The sequence below is a fragment of the Qipengyuania sp. RANM35 genome, assembly GCF_041021145.2.
GTDB lineage: Bacteria > Pseudomonadota > Alphaproteobacteria > Sphingomonadales > Sphingomonadaceae > Qipengyuania > Qipengyuania soli.
Genome location: NZ_CM196433.1, coordinates 1,391,176 through 1,406,537, shown reverse-complemented (window position 1 = coordinate 1,406,537; position 15,362 = coordinate 1,391,176). Strand labels below are relative to the sequence as shown.

Genomic DNA, 15,362 nt, shown 5'->3' with positions numbered 1-15,362 from the left:
CGCGCGGTTAGGCCTTCAGTTGGCCGCGCGCAAGGCTTCCTCGACCGTCTCGTGAAACCGCCTGATGCCGCCCTCCATCGTCCCCAGCGTCAGGAACGGGATGGCACCGGTCGACAGGCCCTGCTGACCCAGCTCGGCGGCACGGAAGTCTTCGGAGGCGAAAACCCCGCCGTCGAGCAGTGCCCAGCTGCGCTCCCAATGGTCGCGCGCCTTGTCGGTTGCCGGGTGCTCGGGAATGAGCATGAAGTCCTCGACCAGTGTGTGGTCGTGCGACTGGGGCATCATCACCATGAGGTTGATGTAATCGGGACTGGGTATGACAAGCGCGCCGGGCAGCATCTGGTAGGCGAAGGTAACGACACGGCGCAGCTCGCCCATGTTCGCAAGGTCGACGCCCTCCATTTCTTCCAGCCTTCCGACCGCGCTGCGCGAATGCGGGCCGATCATGTCACCGCTGGTCGCACCGTCCTTGAAGAACGGCCCGATCGTCTTCGCGTGAAGGCGGGTGACGTGATAGCTCTCGAGGAAGGCATCCATGATGAGCTTCCAGTTGCCCGCGACCGAATGGGTCTTGCGACGGAACAGTACCTGTTCGCCCATGCCGAGCGCATCGAAGTCTTCGCCAAGCTTTTCCGCCAGCGCGAAGTCCGCCGTATCCTCACGCGGGCAGAACCAGATCAGGCCGCCGGTTTCCCGGGAAGGCAACTCGACCAGGCCGTAGCCGCCCTTGTCGAGATCAGGGAAGGTGTCGGGGCGGGGCAGGGCGAGAAGCCGCCCGTCCACCGAATAGGTCCACGCGTGGTAGGGGCAGACGAGTTTCTTGGCGCATTGCACCTCGCTGCCCTCGACCAGTCGCGTGCCGCGGTGGCGGCAGACGTTGAGGAAGACATGGACCTGACCCGACGCATCGCGAGTGATGAGGAGGGGACGGCCCGTGGCGTCGTGCGGCACTGCCATGCCCGGATCGGGCAACAGCGCCGAGGGGCACAGGATTTGCGGCAGGCGGTCGTAGATCGCCGCCTTCTCGCGTGCCCAGTATTCAGGATCGGTATAGACCTGCGCCGGCACGGTGCTCGCATCGGCGGCATCGCGCTTCCGGCCTTCGGCGATGTCGCGCGCGAGTGCGATCATTCCGTCGGTCGGGCGGCGCGAGGAATTTTTGGTGTCGACAGCGCTCATGACGCCAGTTCCTCTCGCTCTCTCTCGGGGCTAGTGTCGCAAAAAACCGGCGCAAACGGAAGGACGCTAGGGAATGGCTGAGGTCGCGGAGAAAAAGAAGATATCGGGCATGCGCGCGCTCGGCATGGCGCTGGGCAATCGCAAGACCGGCTTCATGCTGCTGTTCGGCTTTTCCAGCGGCCTGCCATTCGCCCTGTTTCTCGGCACGCTGTTCGCTTGGCTGACCGAGGCCGAGGTCGACCTGGAGACGATGGGCATCTTCTCGCTCATCGGCCTTGCCTATGCCTTCCAGTTCCTGTGGTCGCCGCTGATCGACAAGGTTGACCTCCCGCTGCTGCGCAAGCTGGGCAAGCGCAAGCAGTGGATCGTGCCGATGCAGCTGCTGCTCGGTGCGATCCTCGTGACGATGAGCCTGCTCGATCCGAAGAGCCAGCTCGGCATGTTCTCGCTCCTCGCGGGAATTGGTGCCTTCGCCAGCGCAACACAGGACATTGCAATCAATGCCTGGCGTATCGACGTGGCGGACGAGAAGGCGACGATCGACATCCTCTCCACCGTCTACCAGATGGGCTACCGCCTCTCCTCGCTTGTCGGTGGCGCACTCGGACTCATCATCGCGGCACGCATTGGCTGGCCCGAGACATACCTGATGATGGGCGCGATCCTGCTGGTGGCCGGAGCAATCTGCCTCATGGCTCCGAATGCCGACGGGGATGCTACCCAGACCAGTGCCGTCGGCGACGAGCAGGTTCGTGCGCTGCGCAAGGCCGGCGAGATCGAGCCGGCAATCCGCAATCGCGCGCTGGCGCTGGTCGGTCTGCTGTGGGCAGGCGCAATTGGCGTGGTGCTGGCCTTCATGATCATGTCGATGACCTATGCGCCCGAAGACCGCCCCAATCCGACCGACTTCACCTTGAATGTCGGCCCCTGGATTATTGTCGCCACGATCGTGCTGCCCGCACTCATCGCGGGCTGGCTTGCCTCACAACAGCGCAAGGGCATGCACCTGCTGGCGGAAGATGCTCCACCGGCTTCGGGTACAGCCTATGCACTCGATCACCTGTACCGCGCACTGGTCCTCCCGCTCGTCGAATTCGTCGGCAGGATGGGTTGGTCTCTGGTGCTCATCCTTGCAGTCGTGCTTACCTACCGCATCTGCGACGCGATCTGGGGCACCTTCGCCTATCCGTTCTATCTCGGTGAGTTGCAGTACACGAACGACGAGGTGGCCTTCGCGTCCAAGTTCTTCGGCGTCGGCGCCATCATCCTTGGCCTCGCCCTCGGCGGTTGGCTGCTGACCGTGGTTGGGCGGATGCCGACGCTGCTCCTCGGCGGGATCCTCGCTGCCCTGACGAACCTGCTCTACGCCGACCTCGCCGCAGGCGGAGCGAACATGGGCGCGCTGAGCCGGGCGATCGGTTTCACCGGGCTGGTCGAAAGCTTCCCGGGTGGCTCTGAGAAACTTGCCCGGCTGATGATCACCATCGGCTTCGAGAACCTTGCCATCGGCATCGCGGGGGCCGCCTATATCGCGTGGCTGTCCTCGATCGTCTCGAAGAAGTTCAGCGCCGTCCAGTATGCTCTTCTTTCGTCGCTGACCTTGCTCGTTGGCACGCTCGGGCGCGGGGCGCTGGGCGAGATGATCGAGAAGCAGGGCTTCTACGATGTCTTCGTCCTCACCACCTGGATTGGCCTGGGTGCTGCTGTGCTCGTCTGCATCGAGTGGTGGCGCGAAAGCCGGTCGAAGGCTGCCGCCGGGATAATCGCTCCGGAAGCCGGCGAGACCGGGCAGACCGGTTAAGCCATGTCTAACCATTTTCGCGTATGGGTCAGGAATGAGCGCGGTGCCGAACCCTTCGGATGATCACTCCAAGCGCGATTTCCTTCGGGTGGAAGTCGGGCTGGCCGCGCAACTCATCACCCTCGAAGGTGCTCCGAAGAGCGTTCGAATTCTCGATTTGTCACAAGGCGGCGCGCGCATCGGGGTGCCGGAGAGCATGTCCACAGTGGGCATTCGCGACTGCTTGCTGAGCTGGCTCAGCTTTGAGGCCTTCGGATCCGTCGGGCGGCGCACGGGTAACGAGATTGCCATCGTGTTCGACGAGCCATTGCGCCCGGTCGTGATCAAAAAGACGAAGGACCACTCGCCCTTCGTTGTCCGCAGTCTCTAGGCTCTAATCCGGGAACTCATCATTTAGCCGCAGGGCCTCGCCCGCGAGGTAGAGCGAACCTGCGACCAGGACAGGCAACTCGTCCCGGGGGAGCATCTCAAAAGCTTCGGGAAGGCTTCCGGCACTCTGCGCTTCGGGACCGAATACGCCGACGCTGTGCCACTCGTGTCCCGGAACCGGGACCACGGTTATGCTGGCAATCGACTTGCCGAGCGGTCCCACCAGCGAGCCAGGATCCTTGGCAGAGAGCATGCCGATGACGAGGTGGAGGCGCTGTCCCCGGAAATGGTTCGCAAGTGCCTGCCCGGCACTCGGATTGTGTCCTCCATCGAGCCACACTTCACGCCCTGCCGTAAGTGGGCCATCTTTCATTAGCTGCAGGCGAGCTGGCCATCGGGCCAAAGTCACCCCTTTGACCATCGCTTCATGGCCGACCGGAATGCGGCGTTGATTGTGCAGCATGGCGACGGCCAATCCGGCGTTACTCACCTGATGCGCACCGGACAGGGAAGGCAGGGGCAGGACTATCTGGGAGTCGGCATCGACCACAGCGAAGTTCTGTCCGTCCGCCAGGATCTGGAAATCCACGCCTTCCATGATGATCGGAGCGCCGACCCTTTCGGCAACTTCGAAGATGACCGCTGCAGCGCTTTGCGTGGGGCCGAGTGTAATCAGCGGCACACCTGATTTGGCGATGCCGGCCTTCTCGAACGCGATCCGCGCCATGGGTGCTTCCGGCACACCTTCTTCAGGTGCCAGAAGGAAGCGCTCGTGGTCGATACCAAGTGCTGCGATTCCGCATGCAGCGAGAACTTCGGGCTCGAGTACATTGGTCGCGTCGAAACGACCGCCAAGTCCGACCTCGACCACGCAGGCGTCCGCCGGCACGCGCGCGAATTCAGCGAATGCGGCGGCGATAGTGACCTCGAAGAAGCTGGGATTGAGGTCTTCCCCGGCATCCAGCACTTCCGCCAGCAATTCCGCGAGGCCTTCATCGGAAATGAGCTCGCCTGCGACCCGGATTCGTTCGTTGTAGCGGACGAGATGCGGGCTGATTGTGGCGTGGACCTTGCACCCTTGCGCCTCCAGCATTGCGCGCAGGAAGGCGCAGGTCGATCCCTTGCCGTTGGTCCCCGCGACATGGAACACGGGCGGCAGGCGTTTGTGCGGATCGCCAAGACGCGCGAGCAGGGCGCGGATAGTGTCGAGGCCCAGGCGCCCCTCGGGCACGGAAAGACGGCCCAGTCGGTCGAGCTGCTCCTGGACGGCAGGACTGTCGGAGCGGGCGAAATCCCGCATGGCGCGGATCAGGCGGCCTTGGCGGGTGCCAGGTAATCGATCAGCGTCGCCAGCGTGTCCTTCAGGTCATGGCGATGGACGACCATGTCGACCATGCCGTGCTTGTGCAGGTACTCGGCACGCTGGAACCCGTCGGGCAACTGCTCGCGGATGGTGTCCTGGATCACGCGCTGGCCGGCAAAACCGATGAGCGCACCCGGTTCGGCCAGGTGGACGTCGCCCAGCATGGCGTAGCTTGCCGTGACACCGCCGGTCGTCGGGTCGGTCAGCACCACGATGTAGGGCAGGCCCGCTTCCTTCAGGCGGCGCGTCATAACGGTCGCCTTTGGCATCTGCATGAGGCTGAGAATACCCTCCTGCATGCGCGCGCCACCGGCTGCGGTCACGACGATGTAGGGGCACTTGCGCTTCAGGGCGCGCTCGGCACCCTGGCAGAAGGCGGTGCCCACGGCCATGCCCATCGACCCACCCATGAAGCCGAAATCCTGCACCCCGACGACAGCGGGCATGCCCTCTATTTCACCGGAACCGACGAGGAAGGCATCCTTGTGCGGGCTGTTGGCACGGGCCTTCTTGAGGCGGTCGGTATACTTCGACGTGTCGCGGAACTTGAGCGGGTCTTCCTTCACATCGGGGATGGGGAGGACCTCGAAGCCTTCATCGAGAAGCTGGCTGAGGCGCTCGTCGGCACCGATGCGGCCATGGTGGTCGCAGCGCGGGCAGACGAAGGCGTTTTCCTCGTACTCCTGCGCGAAGACCATTTGCTGGCACCCGGGGCACTTGACCCACAGGTCCTTGTCGGTGCTGCGCTTGGACAGCGAGGTGATCGAATTGCGGACGCGGGTGAACCAGTTCATGGGTCAGCCCCTTGCCGCCGAATGCACCGCCTTGGCAAGACCTGCCGTGAGTTCGCGCAGCTTTGCCGGAGCATCATTGCCGTAACGTCCGACGATCTCGACAAGCGCCGAACCGACGACAACGCCATCGGCAACCCTGGCAATTTCGCCCGCCTGTTCAGGCGTGCGCACGCCGAAGCCGACCGCGACAGGCAGGTCGGTGGCGGCCTTGAGTCGTGCAACCGCGTCTTCGATGCTGGCCTGTGCGGCTTGCTGGAGGCCGGTGATGCCCGCGACCGAGACGTAGTAGAGGAAGCCGGAAGACCCCTCGAGCACCTGCGGCAGGCGCTTGGCATCGGTGGTAGGGGTGGCGAGGCGGATCGGGGAAATCCCCTTGTCGCGCAGCGCCGGACCGAGCGCGTCGTCCTCTTCCGGCGGGATATCGACGCAGATAACCCCGTCGATGCCCGCGTCGGTACACGCCTGTGCAAACCACTCGGGGCCACGCCGAACCATCGGGTTGGCATAGCCCATCAGCACCAGCGGGGTGTCAGGGTGCCGCTGGCGGAAATCGGTGGCGATGCGGAAAACGTCGGCGGTGGTCGTACCGGCACCAAGCGAGCGCAGGTTCGCCGACTGGATCGCGGGGCCATCGGCCATCGGATCGGTGAAGGGCATGCCCAGCTCGATCACATCCGCGCCGCCCGCGACCAGCGCGTCGAGATTGGCTGCGGTATCGCCGTCGCCTGCAGTGATGAAGCAGACAAGGGCGGGGTGTGACTTGGAGAAGGCAGCGGAAAATCGCGTCACATCTCCACTCCCAACTTGTCGGCCACGGTGAAGATGTCCTTGTCGCCGCGTCCACACAGGTTAGCGAGGATGATCGCGTCCTTGGGCATCGTCGGCGCTACCTTTGCCACCGCCGCGATGGCGTGGCTCGGTTCGAGCGCGGGGATGATGCCCTCGGTCCGGCAGAGCAGTTGGAATGCGTCGAGAGCCTCCTGGTCGGTGACGGCAGTATATTCGACGCGGCCCATGTCCTTGAGCCACGCGTGCTCGGGGCCGATGCCGGGATAGTCGAGGCCCGCGCTGATCGAGTGGCCTTCGGTGATCTGGCCGTCCTCGTCCTGCAGCAGATATGTCTTGTTGCCGTGGAGGATGCCGGGGAAGCCGCCGAGCAGGCTCGCCGCGTGCTGGTCGCCATCAAGGCCGTAGCCTGCCGCTTCGACCCCCAGCATGCGCACGTCGGGATCGTCGAGGAAGGGGTGGAACAGGCCGAGTGCGTTCGAACCGCCACCGATCGCCGCAACGAGCAGATCGGGCAGGCGGTCGATGCGGCTGAGCATCTGCGCACGGGCTTCCTTGCCGATCACGCTCTGGAAGTCGCGGACAAGCTCGGGATATGGGTGCGGGCCGGCGGCGGTGCCGATGATGTAGAAGGTGTCGTGGACGTTCGCGACCCAGTAACGCAGCGCCTCGTTCATCGCATCCTTGAGCGTGGCAGCCCCGGCGGTGACCGGAACGACCTCTGCGCCGAGCAGCTTCATGCGGAAGACATTGGGCTGCTGGCGGGCAACGTCGGTCGCACCCATGAAGATGGTGCAGGGCAGGCCGAAGCGCGCGCAGACCGTGGCCGTGGCGACGCCGTGCTGGCCCGCGCCGGTCTCGGCGATGATACGAGTCTTGCCCATGCGCAGCGCGAGCAGGATCTGCCCGATGCAATTGTTGATCTTGTGCGCGCCGGTGTGGTTGAGTTCGTCGCGCTTGAACCAGACCTGCGCACCGCCCAGTTCCTCAGTCAGACGTTCGGCGAAATAGAGCGGGCTCGGGCGGCCGACATAGTGTTCGAGCAGGTCGTCGAACTGGGCCTGGAATGCCGGATCAGCCTGCGCGGCGCGGTATTCGCGCTCGAGGTCGAGGATCAGCGGCATCAGCGTCTCGGCGACATAGCGCCCGCCGTAGTCGCCGAAGTGCCCGCGTTCGTCGGGCATGGTGCGGTAGGAATTGGCTTTGGTGTCCATCGGCCGTGGCGCTTCGCAAAAGCGTGTCGGCTTGTCCAGCAAGCAGTCGTCTGAACCGACAAAGGCAGGGTTCATCCAGTCGATCCTTTCACATTTGTTTATCAAATGGAAAGCTGATGTTCAGGAACTGTCACCTTCACGCAACAAGTAACAGTTCATGCGTTGCATTATTACATTTGTGTATTGCCGACCTAAGGCGGGGAAATCAAATTATGTGCACCAGACGGGAGCATTCCCGCTGTGAAAAACAAAGGATAAGAAGTTTATGCGTAAGATCGCTCTGCTTGGCGCCGTTGCAGTTGCAGCCGTCGCCGTCCCCGCGCAGGCCAATGAAAGCCGCGCCGAAGTCCGTGGCGGCATCGCCTGGGCCCAGGGTCAGGAAGAAGCAGTTCTCGGCGTTGCTGCCGGTCACGATTTCGACCTCGGCACCACCGCATTCTTCGGCGTCGAAGGTTCGGCCGACAAGATTCTCGTCGACGGTTCGGACATCGTCTGGGGCGCGACCGGTCGTCTGGGCGCCAAGGTCGGCACCGCCGGCAAGATCTACGGCACCGCTGGCTACAGCTTCGGTGACGGCGACGCCTTCCACGCCGGTGCCGGCTACCAGCACAAGCTGGGCTCGGCTGCCTACCTCAAGGTCGAGTACCGTCACTTCTTCGACGACGTCGTCGATGTGAACACCGCTGCCGTCGGCCTCGGTCTCACCTTCTGATTTTTCGTAAGATCGAACAGGGAAGGGCGGTCCTGCGGGGCCGCCCTTTTTCTATGCGGCTCGCACCGCCATGCAAAAGGCACGGATGAGGGCCGCATCCTTGACGCCCGGCGCGCTCTCGACGCCGCTCGCCGTGTCGACCAGCGGCGCTCCGGTCGCCGCGATCGCCTCGGCCACATTCTGCGGATCCAATCCACCAGCCAGGCCCCAGGGCAGAGGGGGAGTGACGGATGCGATCAGCGACCAGTCGAACGAATGACCCATTCCGCCGGGCAACGCGCTCCCCTTGGGAGTCTTTGCGTCCCAGAGCAGGAAATCGGCCGCATCGATGTGATTGACGGCCAGAGTGTCGAGGCGGGACTCGACTTCGACTACGGCCCACACCGGCAGGCCGAAACGCTCCCTGATCCGTAGTCGGCGCAAGGCTGTCGTCCGGTTGAGCTGGAGAGCGGCGAAATCGGCATGCGCGACTGCGGCCTCAATTTCCTCATCGGTCGGATCGACGAAGACGCCGACAAGCGGGATGCGACCACTCGCCGTCCTGCCCAGCAGGCCTGCTGTCTCCGCATCGGCGAAGCGGGGGCTAGGGGGATAGAAGTTCAGGCCGACATAGCTCGCGCCCGCGCCGATGGCTGCTTCGAGTGCCTCGGTCGTCGTCACGCCGCAAATCTTGACCTGGGCCGACACGATCAGGGGTTCTGGATGAGCCGCAGCAATGAGCAGTCCGGGTCGATCAGATAGGCGATTTCGAGGCCGCTCGCCTCCCGCTGGGGCGGGTGATACCGCGGAAAGCCTTGGCGGGTATTTGGTATCCCCGCGGCGACCACAGCTTCCATCAAGCCGGCAAGGTCGTCGACGCGCAGGCACGAGCCAAAGGAACTCGTCGCCGGATCGAAGTCGGACCAAGGGAAGAATTCGAGCTGCAGGTCGCCCCGACAAAGGATCATCCAGCCATTGTCGCGCCAGGTCCGCTCGAAGCCGAGCGCTGCGTAAAATTTCTCCGTCGCATCGAAATCGCGTGCGGGCAGGTTGGGCGTGGCGCGATCGGCCATTTTAGAGGGTCGCTTCGATCTCGCGCGCTGCCTTCGCCGGATCATCTGCCCGGCTGATCGGGCGTCCGATGACCAGCACGCTCGCACCATCGTCGCGTGCCTGGCGCGGGGTGACGACGCGCTTCTGGTCGCCGACGGCACTGCCTGCGGGGCGCAGGCCGGGGACTACGAAATAGCCGTCCTTCCATTGGTCGTGGACCGCCTTCACCTCGTGACCCGAGCAAACGATCCCGTCGAGGCCGGCATCGTGAGACAGTTCCGCAAGGCGCAGCACATGGTCATGGGCCGAACCGGACACGCCCGTCCGTTCGAGGTCGCGCTGGTCCATGCTGGTGAGCATGGTGACGCCGACAACCTTGGTATTCTCTCCAGCTGCGGCCTTGGCATCTTCCAACATCGCACGCCCGCCGCTGGCATGAACTGTCACGATCGAAGGTTCGAGCTGGTGGATGGCATACATCGCGCCGGCCACGGTGTTGGGTATGTCGTAGAGCTTGAGGTCGAGGAAGATCGGCAGCCCGATCTGGCCGATCATGTGAACGCCGTGCGCACCGTGGGCGCAGAAGAATTCGAGACCCAGCTTGATGCCGCCGACGTGGCCCTTGACCTTCTTCGCGAGGTCAATGCCATCGCGCAGGCGGGGAACGTCGAGGGCGAGATAGATCGGATTGCTCATAGGGGTTTGTCGGGTTCCGGTTCGACGGGATTGGCTGGTTCGCCGGTGGGGGTCGGCGTGGGGATGGGTTCCTTGGGTGTCGCAAGCCGCGTCGTCGCCGCTTCGAGAGCGTTGACGCGGCGGGTCATGCGCCACTTGTTCGCACGGTGGATCAGCCACATCGGCAAGAGGCCCAGGAGGAAAGAGATCACGACGAGCGCAGGCAGCTTGGTCTCGAGCACGAGGTTCGACCACAGCTGCACCTCGACCGGCTTCCAGTTGAAGAAGCTGAATGCCAGAAGTGCAAACAGCACCAGGACCCAGACGACCGTGCGGATGATCTGCATTGTTTCTCAAGCTCCCCTTTTGCCCTTTTGCGCCTTGCTAGGCCCGGGAAGCGCTCGCGTCTAGCCGAAGACCCGTGCGAAGATCGTGTCGACGTGCTTGAAGTGGTAATCGAGGTCGAACTTCTCCTCGAGTTCCTTTTCGGAAAGCGCGGCAGTCACTTCTTCGTCCTGCTTGAGCAGGTCGAGGAGCATCAGGCGACCATCCGATTCCCACACCTTCATCGCGTTGCGCTGGACCAGGCGATAGGCATCGTCGCGGGTCTTTCCGGCCTGTGTCAGCGCCAGCAGCACGCGCTGCGAATGGATAAGGCCGCCCATGCGATCCATGTTCGCCTGCATGCGCTCGGGGTAGACAAGCAGCTTGTCGACCACGTTGGTCAGGCGGGCGAGGGCGAAGTCGAGCGTGATCGTCGCATCGGGACCGATGAAGCGTTCGACCGAGGAGTGGCTGATGTCCCGCTCGTGCCACAGGGCGACGTTTTCCAGCGCGGGGAGAGCATAGGCGCGGATCATGCGCGCCTGCCCGGTGAGGTTTTCCGTCAGGATCGGGTTGCGCTTGTGCGGCATCGCCGACGAACCCTTCTGGCCGGGCGCGAAGTATTCCTCGGCCTCGAGCACTTCGGTGCGCTGGAGGTGGCGAATTTCTATGGCGAGGCGCTCGATCGACCCGGCGATTACCGCGAGGGTCGAAAAGTACATCGCGTGGCGGTCGCGCGGGATGACCTGCGTTGATACGGGTTCGACCGAGAGGCCCATCTTCCTGGCGACATATTCTTCGACCGAGGGGTCGATGTTGGCGAATGTCCCGACCGCGCCCGAAATCGCGCAGGTCGCGATTTCTGCGCGCGCGGCCTTGAGGCGCGCCTTGCAGCGGTCGAATTCGGCATAGGCCTGCGCCAGCTTGAGCCCGAAGGTCACCGGTTCGGCATGGATGCCGTGGCTGCGCCCGATGGTGGCGGTGTACTTGTGCTCCTCGGCCCGACGCTTGATGGCGGCGAGGAGATCGTCGAGATCTGCCAGCAGGATGTCGCTCGCCTGGGCCAGCTGCACGGCCAGCGTTGTGTCGAGCACGTCCGAGCTGGTCATGCCCTGGTGCATGAAGCGTGCCTCTGGGCCGACCTGTTCCGCGACCCAGTCGAGGAATGCGATGACGTCGTGCTTGAGGATCCGCTCTTTCTCGTCGATCGCCTCGACATCGATCTTCGGATTGGTCGCCCACCAATCCCACAAGGCCTTGCCCGCACTCGGCGGGACAACACCCAGCTCGCCCAGCTTCTCGGTCGCATGCGCCTCGATCTCGAACCAGATGCGATACTTCGCTTCCGGCTCCCAGATGGCGGTCATGTCGGGGCGGGCGTAGCGAGGGACCATGGTGCAGGGGACTCCGGAACGGGATGTGAGAGTTGGCGCTGCCGCTAGGCGCGGTGCCGCAAAATCGCAACCCGCTAGAGGGCAGCCATCCAGAGTGAACTCGTGCGCACGTGGCGACGAAATGCTCTCTACAAGCGACAAACCGATTGCAACTGCGCAGCTTGGGTATACGCTTCATGCAAAGTCTTGGGAGAGACGTTTGTGAGAGCCGGTTTCCTGATTGCGGTCGCGCCGCTTGCCTTCATTTCAGTACCCGCCCTTGCTGGTGAGGAAGTCAGGTTTGCGGAGGCCCCGGCGTGGGTGGCCCCGTTCGATTTCGACGCGGCCATGGCCAAGAAGCAGGAAGTCGTGGTCTTCGACCGCCAGCTGCGGCTCGAAGACGGCGTGGTCAGCCGTTACACCGATATCGCTTACGACGTGCGCAATACAGAAGTGCTCGCCCGCCTCGGTACGGTGCAGTTCGGCTGGCTTCCCGACAAGGGCGACCTGACGATCCATCGCCTGCAGATACTTCGCGACGGCAAGATCATCGACCTGGTGGCGCAGGGCGTGCGCCCCGAGATCATCCGCCGCGAGACCGAGCTCGAGCGGCGTACGGTGAACGGCGCGCTCACGGCATTGTTCAAGATTCCCGGCATCAAGGTCGGCGACGTGCTGCGATTCTCCAGCACTACCACCAGTCGCGATCAGGCGCTGGCTGGATCGATGCAGGCGACCGAGGCGCTGACTGCAGAACCCACACGCCTTGGTTTCGGGCGGTTGCGCATCTCATGGCCGGAATCGGCCCACATCGCTCACGCGACTCTTGGCGGGGCGCCGCAGCCCACCGTTACCAGGGCAAAGGGCTTCGAAACGATCGAAGTGATGCTACCTATCGCCCAGCCCATCGAGATGCCCACCGACGCGCCAGGGCGTTTCCAGCTGACACCGGCGATCATGGCGGGAAGCTTCGCCAGTTGGTCCGATGTGGCTGCCGTCATGGCTCCACACTACCGGACCGATGGTGCGATCGTACCGGGCTCGCCGCTGGCGAAGGAGGTTGCACGGATCCGGTCTGCCACCTCCGTACCCCTGGAACGAGTAGCGCTTGCCCTCCAGAGTGTGCAGGACGAGGTCAACTACCTCATGAACGGCATGGATGGCGGCAATTACCTGCCCCAGACGCCGGAAGAAACCTGGACCCTGCGTTACGGCGACTGCAAGGCCAAGACCCTGCTGCTGCTTGCCATGCTGCGCGAGCTGGGAGTCGATGCCGAGGCGGTGATGGTCAATGCCACCAATGGCGATGCGGTTTCGGCCTGGCAGCCGCTGCCCGGCGCTTTTGACCACGTCATCGTTCGCGCGAAGGTCGATGGCGAGGATTACTGGCTCGACGGTACAAGCGCAGGTGCGCGCCTCGACACGCTGCGCGAGGTGCCGAACTTCGTCTATGCCCTGCCGATCCGCGCAGACGGTGCGGAACTTGTGCGGATGGAACAGCGCTGGCCGACCGTGCCCGACCGTATCATGCGCATCACCTACGACTTCACTCGCGGTGTCGATCTTCCCGGACTCTATGAAATCGACGTGGAAACGCATGGCGTGCTCGGCGCGCAAATGCGGGCGAGGGCGAGCGAAAGCGATCCGAAAATCGCCATCGCCTATGCCCAGAAGTACATGGAGGAAGTGCTCGACAGCGTCGTCTACGATGCCGCTTTCTCTTACGATCCCTCAACCGGAACCGGAAGACTGAAGGCGAAGGGCATCCTGAGCGACTCGTTCAAGATCGACCAGGATGCCGCGACCTTCAAGATCTACACCGCGTCGACCAACTGGGCGTTCGACCCGGACCGCGCGAGGGCGGCATGGCGGAACGTGCCCTACAAGGTGGGAGGCCCGATGACCTCTGCAGAGGAAGCGGTCATCATCCTGCCTGAAGGCGGCGTCGGCGCGAGCGTGACGGGCACTGGCGATCTCGCGCCTCGGACGATAGCCGGCACCAGGTTCGAACGTTCGCTGTCCCTCGACAAGGGCGTGGTACGGGTGAAGGATTCGTCCAGCTTCGTGCCGGTCGAAATACCGGCCGCGGACATTCCTGCCGAGAAGGCTGCGATGCGCGCGCTGGCTAGCGCCGACCCCGAAGTGAAGATCGCTTCTCCGCGCCGCTATTGGGAACTTGACGACAAGGAAATCGCCCAGCGCGTTGCGAGTTTGCGGGAAGGGGCCGATGCGCTCGTCAAACTGATGCCGGACGAGAGCAACTACTACATGTTGCGCGGTGCCCTCTACACCATGGCGCGCGACTACGATGCGGCGCTTTCCGACATCGACAGGGCGATCGATATCGACGGTACTGCGCTGGCCTATTCCACACGCGCAGAAATCCTTACCGATGCCGGTCGTTATGACGAGGCGGTCCTCGCCGCCGAAACCGCCTACGACCTGACCGGCGACCTTGCTCACGGCACGGCGTATGCGAACGCCCTGTCGGTCGCCGGACGGCCCGACGAAGGGCTCGCGGTACTCGATGCTATCGACGTAAGTGGTGATGACCGTTCCTCGCTGGCGCAGGTATTCGCCGAGATCGCCGGTCCGACCGGACGTGTCGAGGAAGCCTGGAAGATGCTCGAGGAAGTGCTCAAGGATCGACCCGGCGATGAACTGGTCCTCAATTCGCAGTGCTGGTTCATGGGTACCTGGAATTACCGCGTGGCGGACGGTGAGCAGCTTTGCGACAAGGCGGTGAAGGCGGGCGGGTACAGCGCTGCCGCTCTCGATAGCCGAGCCCTGCTGTTCCATCGCCTGGGTCGCGAAGATGATGCGCTGGACGACCTCGAAGCAGCGCTGCGCAAGCAGCCCGAACAGGCAGCGAGCCTCTATTTGCGCGGCATCATCCGACTGGGGAAGGGCCAGGCCGATGGGAGGAAGGACATCGAGCATGCCCTGCGCCTGTCGCCCGACATTGCCATTCGCTACCAGCGCTACGGCATCTCACCGAAGCGTTAGACCAGCCCTTTCGCGCGGAGCGAAACGTGCCCGCTCCGCCCGACGATCACATGGTCGTGGACCGTGACGCCCAGCAGGCGCCCGGCTTCCGCGATCCGCTGGGTAATCTGAATGTCCGCGCGGCTGGGCTCGGGATTGCCACTGGGATGGTTGTGCACGAGGATCAGCGCGGTCGCTCCGATGTCCAGCGCCTTGCGGATGACCTCGCGCGGATGGATTGCCGCTTCATCGATAGTGCCATCGCCCACGTGGTGGTCGAGGATCAGCCGGTTCTGAGAGTTGAGATAGAGCACACGCACGCGTTCGACCGTGAGATGAGCCATGTCGACGGCCAGATAATCGAGGAGCGCCTGCCAGCTACCTAGCACGGGCTTGTCTTCCACCACACCCCGGGTCATCCGTCGCGCCGCAAGCGCAACGGCATGGAGCGCGGCGGAACTCGCTTCGCCCATTCCCCTGACCTGGCGCAGTGCCCCGGCTTCGGCATTGAGCACTGCCGAAAACGAACCGAAATGCGCGATCAGTGCCTTGGCGACTGGCTTGGTGTCGCCTTGCCGGATGGCCGAAAACAGAAGGAACTCCAGCAGCTCATAGTCGGCCAGCGCCTCGCTTCCGCCCTTCAGTAGGCGTTGACGAAGCCGTTCACGGTGGCCGGTCCCCGAATGGGCAGCCGAATTATTCGCATTGTCCGGCAACCAAACCCCCACACGATACGTTTCAGACACTTGATTGCC

Annotated in this window: 15 protein-coding genes; 4 read left to right on the top strand and 11 right to left on the bottom strand. The window is 63.7% G+C overall.

What is annotated here, in order from left to right; all coding sequences use genetic code 11:
• Positions 1-15: 15 nt before the first annotated feature.
• Positions 16-1,179 carry an aromatic ring-hydroxylating oxygenase subunit alpha gene (locus tag RAM60_RS07080; protein ID WP_369024987.1) on the bottom strand — a complete coding sequence of 388 codons (1,164 nt, stop codon included), beginning with the start codon at positions 1,177-1,179 and terminating at the stop codon, positions 16-18.
• A 73-nt stretch (positions 1,180-1,252) separates the two neighbouring features.
• Here RAM60_RS07080 and RAM60_RS07075 point away from each other — a divergent pair, with 73 nt between their 5' ends.
• Together RAM60_RS07075 and RAM60_RS07070 are read left to right on the top strand one after the other, a co-directional pair.
• Positions 1,253-2,980 carry an AmpG family muropeptide MFS transporter gene (locus RAM60_RS07075; RefSeq protein ID WP_369024988.1) on the top strand — a complete coding sequence of 576 codons (1,728 nt, stop codon included), beginning with the start codon at positions 1,253-1,255 and terminating at the stop codon, positions 2,978-2,980.
• A gap of 34 nt (positions 2,981-3,014) precedes the next feature.
• Positions 3,015-3,350, top strand: a complete 336-nt coding sequence (locus tag RAM60_RS07070; RefSeq protein WP_369024989.1) for a hypothetical protein — start codon at positions 3,015-3,017, stop codon at positions 3,348-3,350.
• Between the two features lie 3 nt (positions 3,351-3,353).
• Here the strand turns inward: RAM60_RS07070 and RAM60_RS07065 are convergent, their stop codons facing one another.
• The 4 genes from RAM60_RS07065 to trpB are packed head-to-tail and all read right to left on the bottom strand — an operon-like array spanning position 3,354 to position 7,506.
• Positions 3,354-4,649, bottom strand: coding sequence for a bifunctional folylpolyglutamate synthase/dihydrofolate synthase (locus RAM60_RS07065; RefSeq protein ID WP_369024990.1), 1,296 nt, complete (start codon positions 4,647-4,649; stop codon positions 3,354-3,356).
• 8 nt (positions 4,650-4,657) lie between these two features.
• Positions 4,658-5,506 carry an acetyl-CoA carboxylase, carboxyltransferase subunit beta gene (accD, locus tag RAM60_RS07060; protein ID WP_200984074.1) on the bottom strand — a complete coding sequence of 283 codons (849 nt, stop codon included), beginning with the start codon at positions 5,504-5,506 and terminating at the stop codon, positions 4,658-4,660.
• 3 nt (positions 5,507-5,509) lie between these two features.
• A complete protein-coding gene (gene trpA, locus RAM60_RS07055) occupies positions 5,510-6,295 on the bottom strand; it encodes a tryptophan synthase subunit alpha (RefSeq protein ID WP_369024991.1) in 786 nt (261 codons plus the stop codon).
• On the bottom strand, positions 6,292-7,506 hold the full coding sequence (gene trpB / locus RAM60_RS07050) for a tryptophan synthase subunit beta (RefSeq protein WP_369024992.1): 1,215 nt from the start codon (positions 7,504-7,506) through the stop codon (positions 6,292-6,294). Before trpB ends, trpA begins: the two co-directional genes overlap by 4 nt.
• A gap of 265 nt (positions 7,507-7,771) precedes the next feature.
• On the opposite strand from trpB, the gene RAM60_RS07045 reads away from it, so the two are divergent.
• Positions 7,772-8,218, top strand: coding sequence for an outer membrane protein (locus RAM60_RS07045; protein WP_369024993.1), 447 nt, complete (start codon positions 7,772-7,774; stop codon positions 8,216-8,218).
• A 51-nt stretch (positions 8,219-8,269) separates the two neighbouring features.
• Here the strand turns inward: RAM60_RS07045 and RAM60_RS07040 are convergent, their stop codons facing one another.
• The 5 genes from RAM60_RS07040 to purB are packed head-to-tail and all read right to left on the bottom strand — an operon-like array spanning position 8,270 to position 11,643.
• Positions 8,270-8,905: a phosphoribosylanthranilate isomerase gene (locus RAM60_RS07040; protein ID WP_369024994.1), complete on the bottom strand. Its 636-nt coding sequence runs from the start codon at positions 8,903-8,905 to the stop codon at positions 8,270-8,272.
• 2 nt (positions 8,906-8,907) lie between these two features.
• Complete coding sequence (locus tag RAM60_RS07035) at positions 8,908-9,270, bottom strand: bleomycin resistance protein (RefSeq protein ID WP_369024995.1); 363 nt, start codon at positions 9,268-9,270, stop codon at positions 8,908-8,910.
• A gap of 1 nt (position 9,271) precedes the next feature.
• Entirely contained in the window at positions 9,272-9,946 is a 675-nt protein-coding gene (gene pyrF / locus RAM60_RS07030) for an orotidine-5'-phosphate decarboxylase (RefSeq protein WP_200984068.1), read from the bottom strand.
• The gene (locus RAM60_RS07025) at positions 9,943-10,272 is read right to left on the bottom strand and encodes a DUF1049 domain-containing protein (protein ID WP_200984067.1); all 330 of its coding nucleotides are present in this window, start codon (positions 10,270-10,272) and stop codon (positions 9,943-9,945) included. The genes pyrF and RAM60_RS07025 overlap by 4 nt, the downstream gene beginning before the upstream one ends.
• Positions 10,273-10,332: 60 nt before the next feature.
• Positions 10,333-11,643 carry an adenylosuccinate lyase gene (gene purB, locus RAM60_RS07020; protein WP_369024996.1) on the bottom strand — a complete coding sequence of 437 codons (1,311 nt, stop codon included), beginning with the start codon at positions 11,641-11,643 and terminating at the stop codon, positions 10,333-10,335.
• A 201-nt stretch (positions 11,644-11,844) separates the two neighbouring features.
• Here purB and RAM60_RS07015 point away from each other — a divergent pair, with 201 nt between their 5' ends.
• Positions 11,845-14,628 carry a DUF3857 domain-containing protein gene (locus RAM60_RS07015; RefSeq protein ID WP_369024997.1) on the top strand — a complete coding sequence of 928 codons (2,784 nt, stop codon included), beginning with the start codon at positions 11,845-11,847 and terminating at the stop codon, positions 14,626-14,628.
• Here RAM60_RS07015 and radC read toward each other — a convergent pair.
• Positions 14,625-15,323, bottom strand: coding sequence for a RadC family protein (gene radC / locus RAM60_RS07010; RefSeq protein WP_369024998.1), 699 nt, complete (start codon positions 15,321-15,323; stop codon positions 14,625-14,627). The genes RAM60_RS07015 and radC overlap by 4 nt on opposite strands.
• Positions 15,324-15,362 lie beyond the last annotated feature (39 nt).

Coding starts and splice junctions, on each gene's coding strand:
- RAM60_RS07045 (WP_369024993.1), top strand. CDS start 7,772: ATGCGTAAGATCGCTCTGCTTGGCGCCGTTGCAGTTGCAGCCGTCGCC.
- RAM60_RS07070 (WP_369024989.1), top strand. CDS start 3,015: ATGAGCGCGGTGCCGAACCCTTCGGATGATCACTCCAAGCGCGATTTC.
- RAM60_RS07025 (WP_200984067.1), bottom strand. CDS start 10,272: ATGCAGATCATCCGCACGGTCGTCTGGGTCCTGGTGCTGTTTGCACTT.
- RAM60_RS07065 (WP_369024990.1), bottom strand. CDS start 4,649: ATGCGGGATTTCGCCCGCTCCGACAGTCCTGCCGTCCAGGAGCAGCTC.
- purB (WP_369024996.1), bottom strand. CDS start 11,643: ATGGTCCCTCGCTACGCCCGCCCCGACATGACCGCCATCTGGGAGCCG.
- RAM60_RS07035 (WP_369024995.1), bottom strand. CDS start 9,270: ATGGCCGATCGCGCCACGCCCAACCTGCCCGCACGCGATTTCGATGCG.
- accD (WP_200984074.1), bottom strand. CDS start 5,506: ATGAACTGGTTCACCCGCGTCCGCAATTCGATCACCTCGCTGTCCAAG.
- RAM60_RS07075 (WP_369024988.1), top strand. CDS start 1,253: ATGGCTGAGGTCGCGGAGAAAAAGAAGATATCGGGCATGCGCGCGCTC.
- RAM60_RS07080 (WP_369024987.1), bottom strand. CDS start 1,179: ATGAGCGCTGTCGACACCAAAAATTCCTCGCGCCGCCCGACCGACGGA.
- trpB (WP_369024992.1), bottom strand. CDS start 7,506: ATGGACACCAAAGCCAATTCCTACCGCACCATGCCCGACGAACGCGGG.
- pyrF (WP_200984068.1), bottom strand. CDS start 9,946: ATGAGCAATCCGATCTATCTCGCCCTCGACGTTCCCCGCCTGCGCGAT.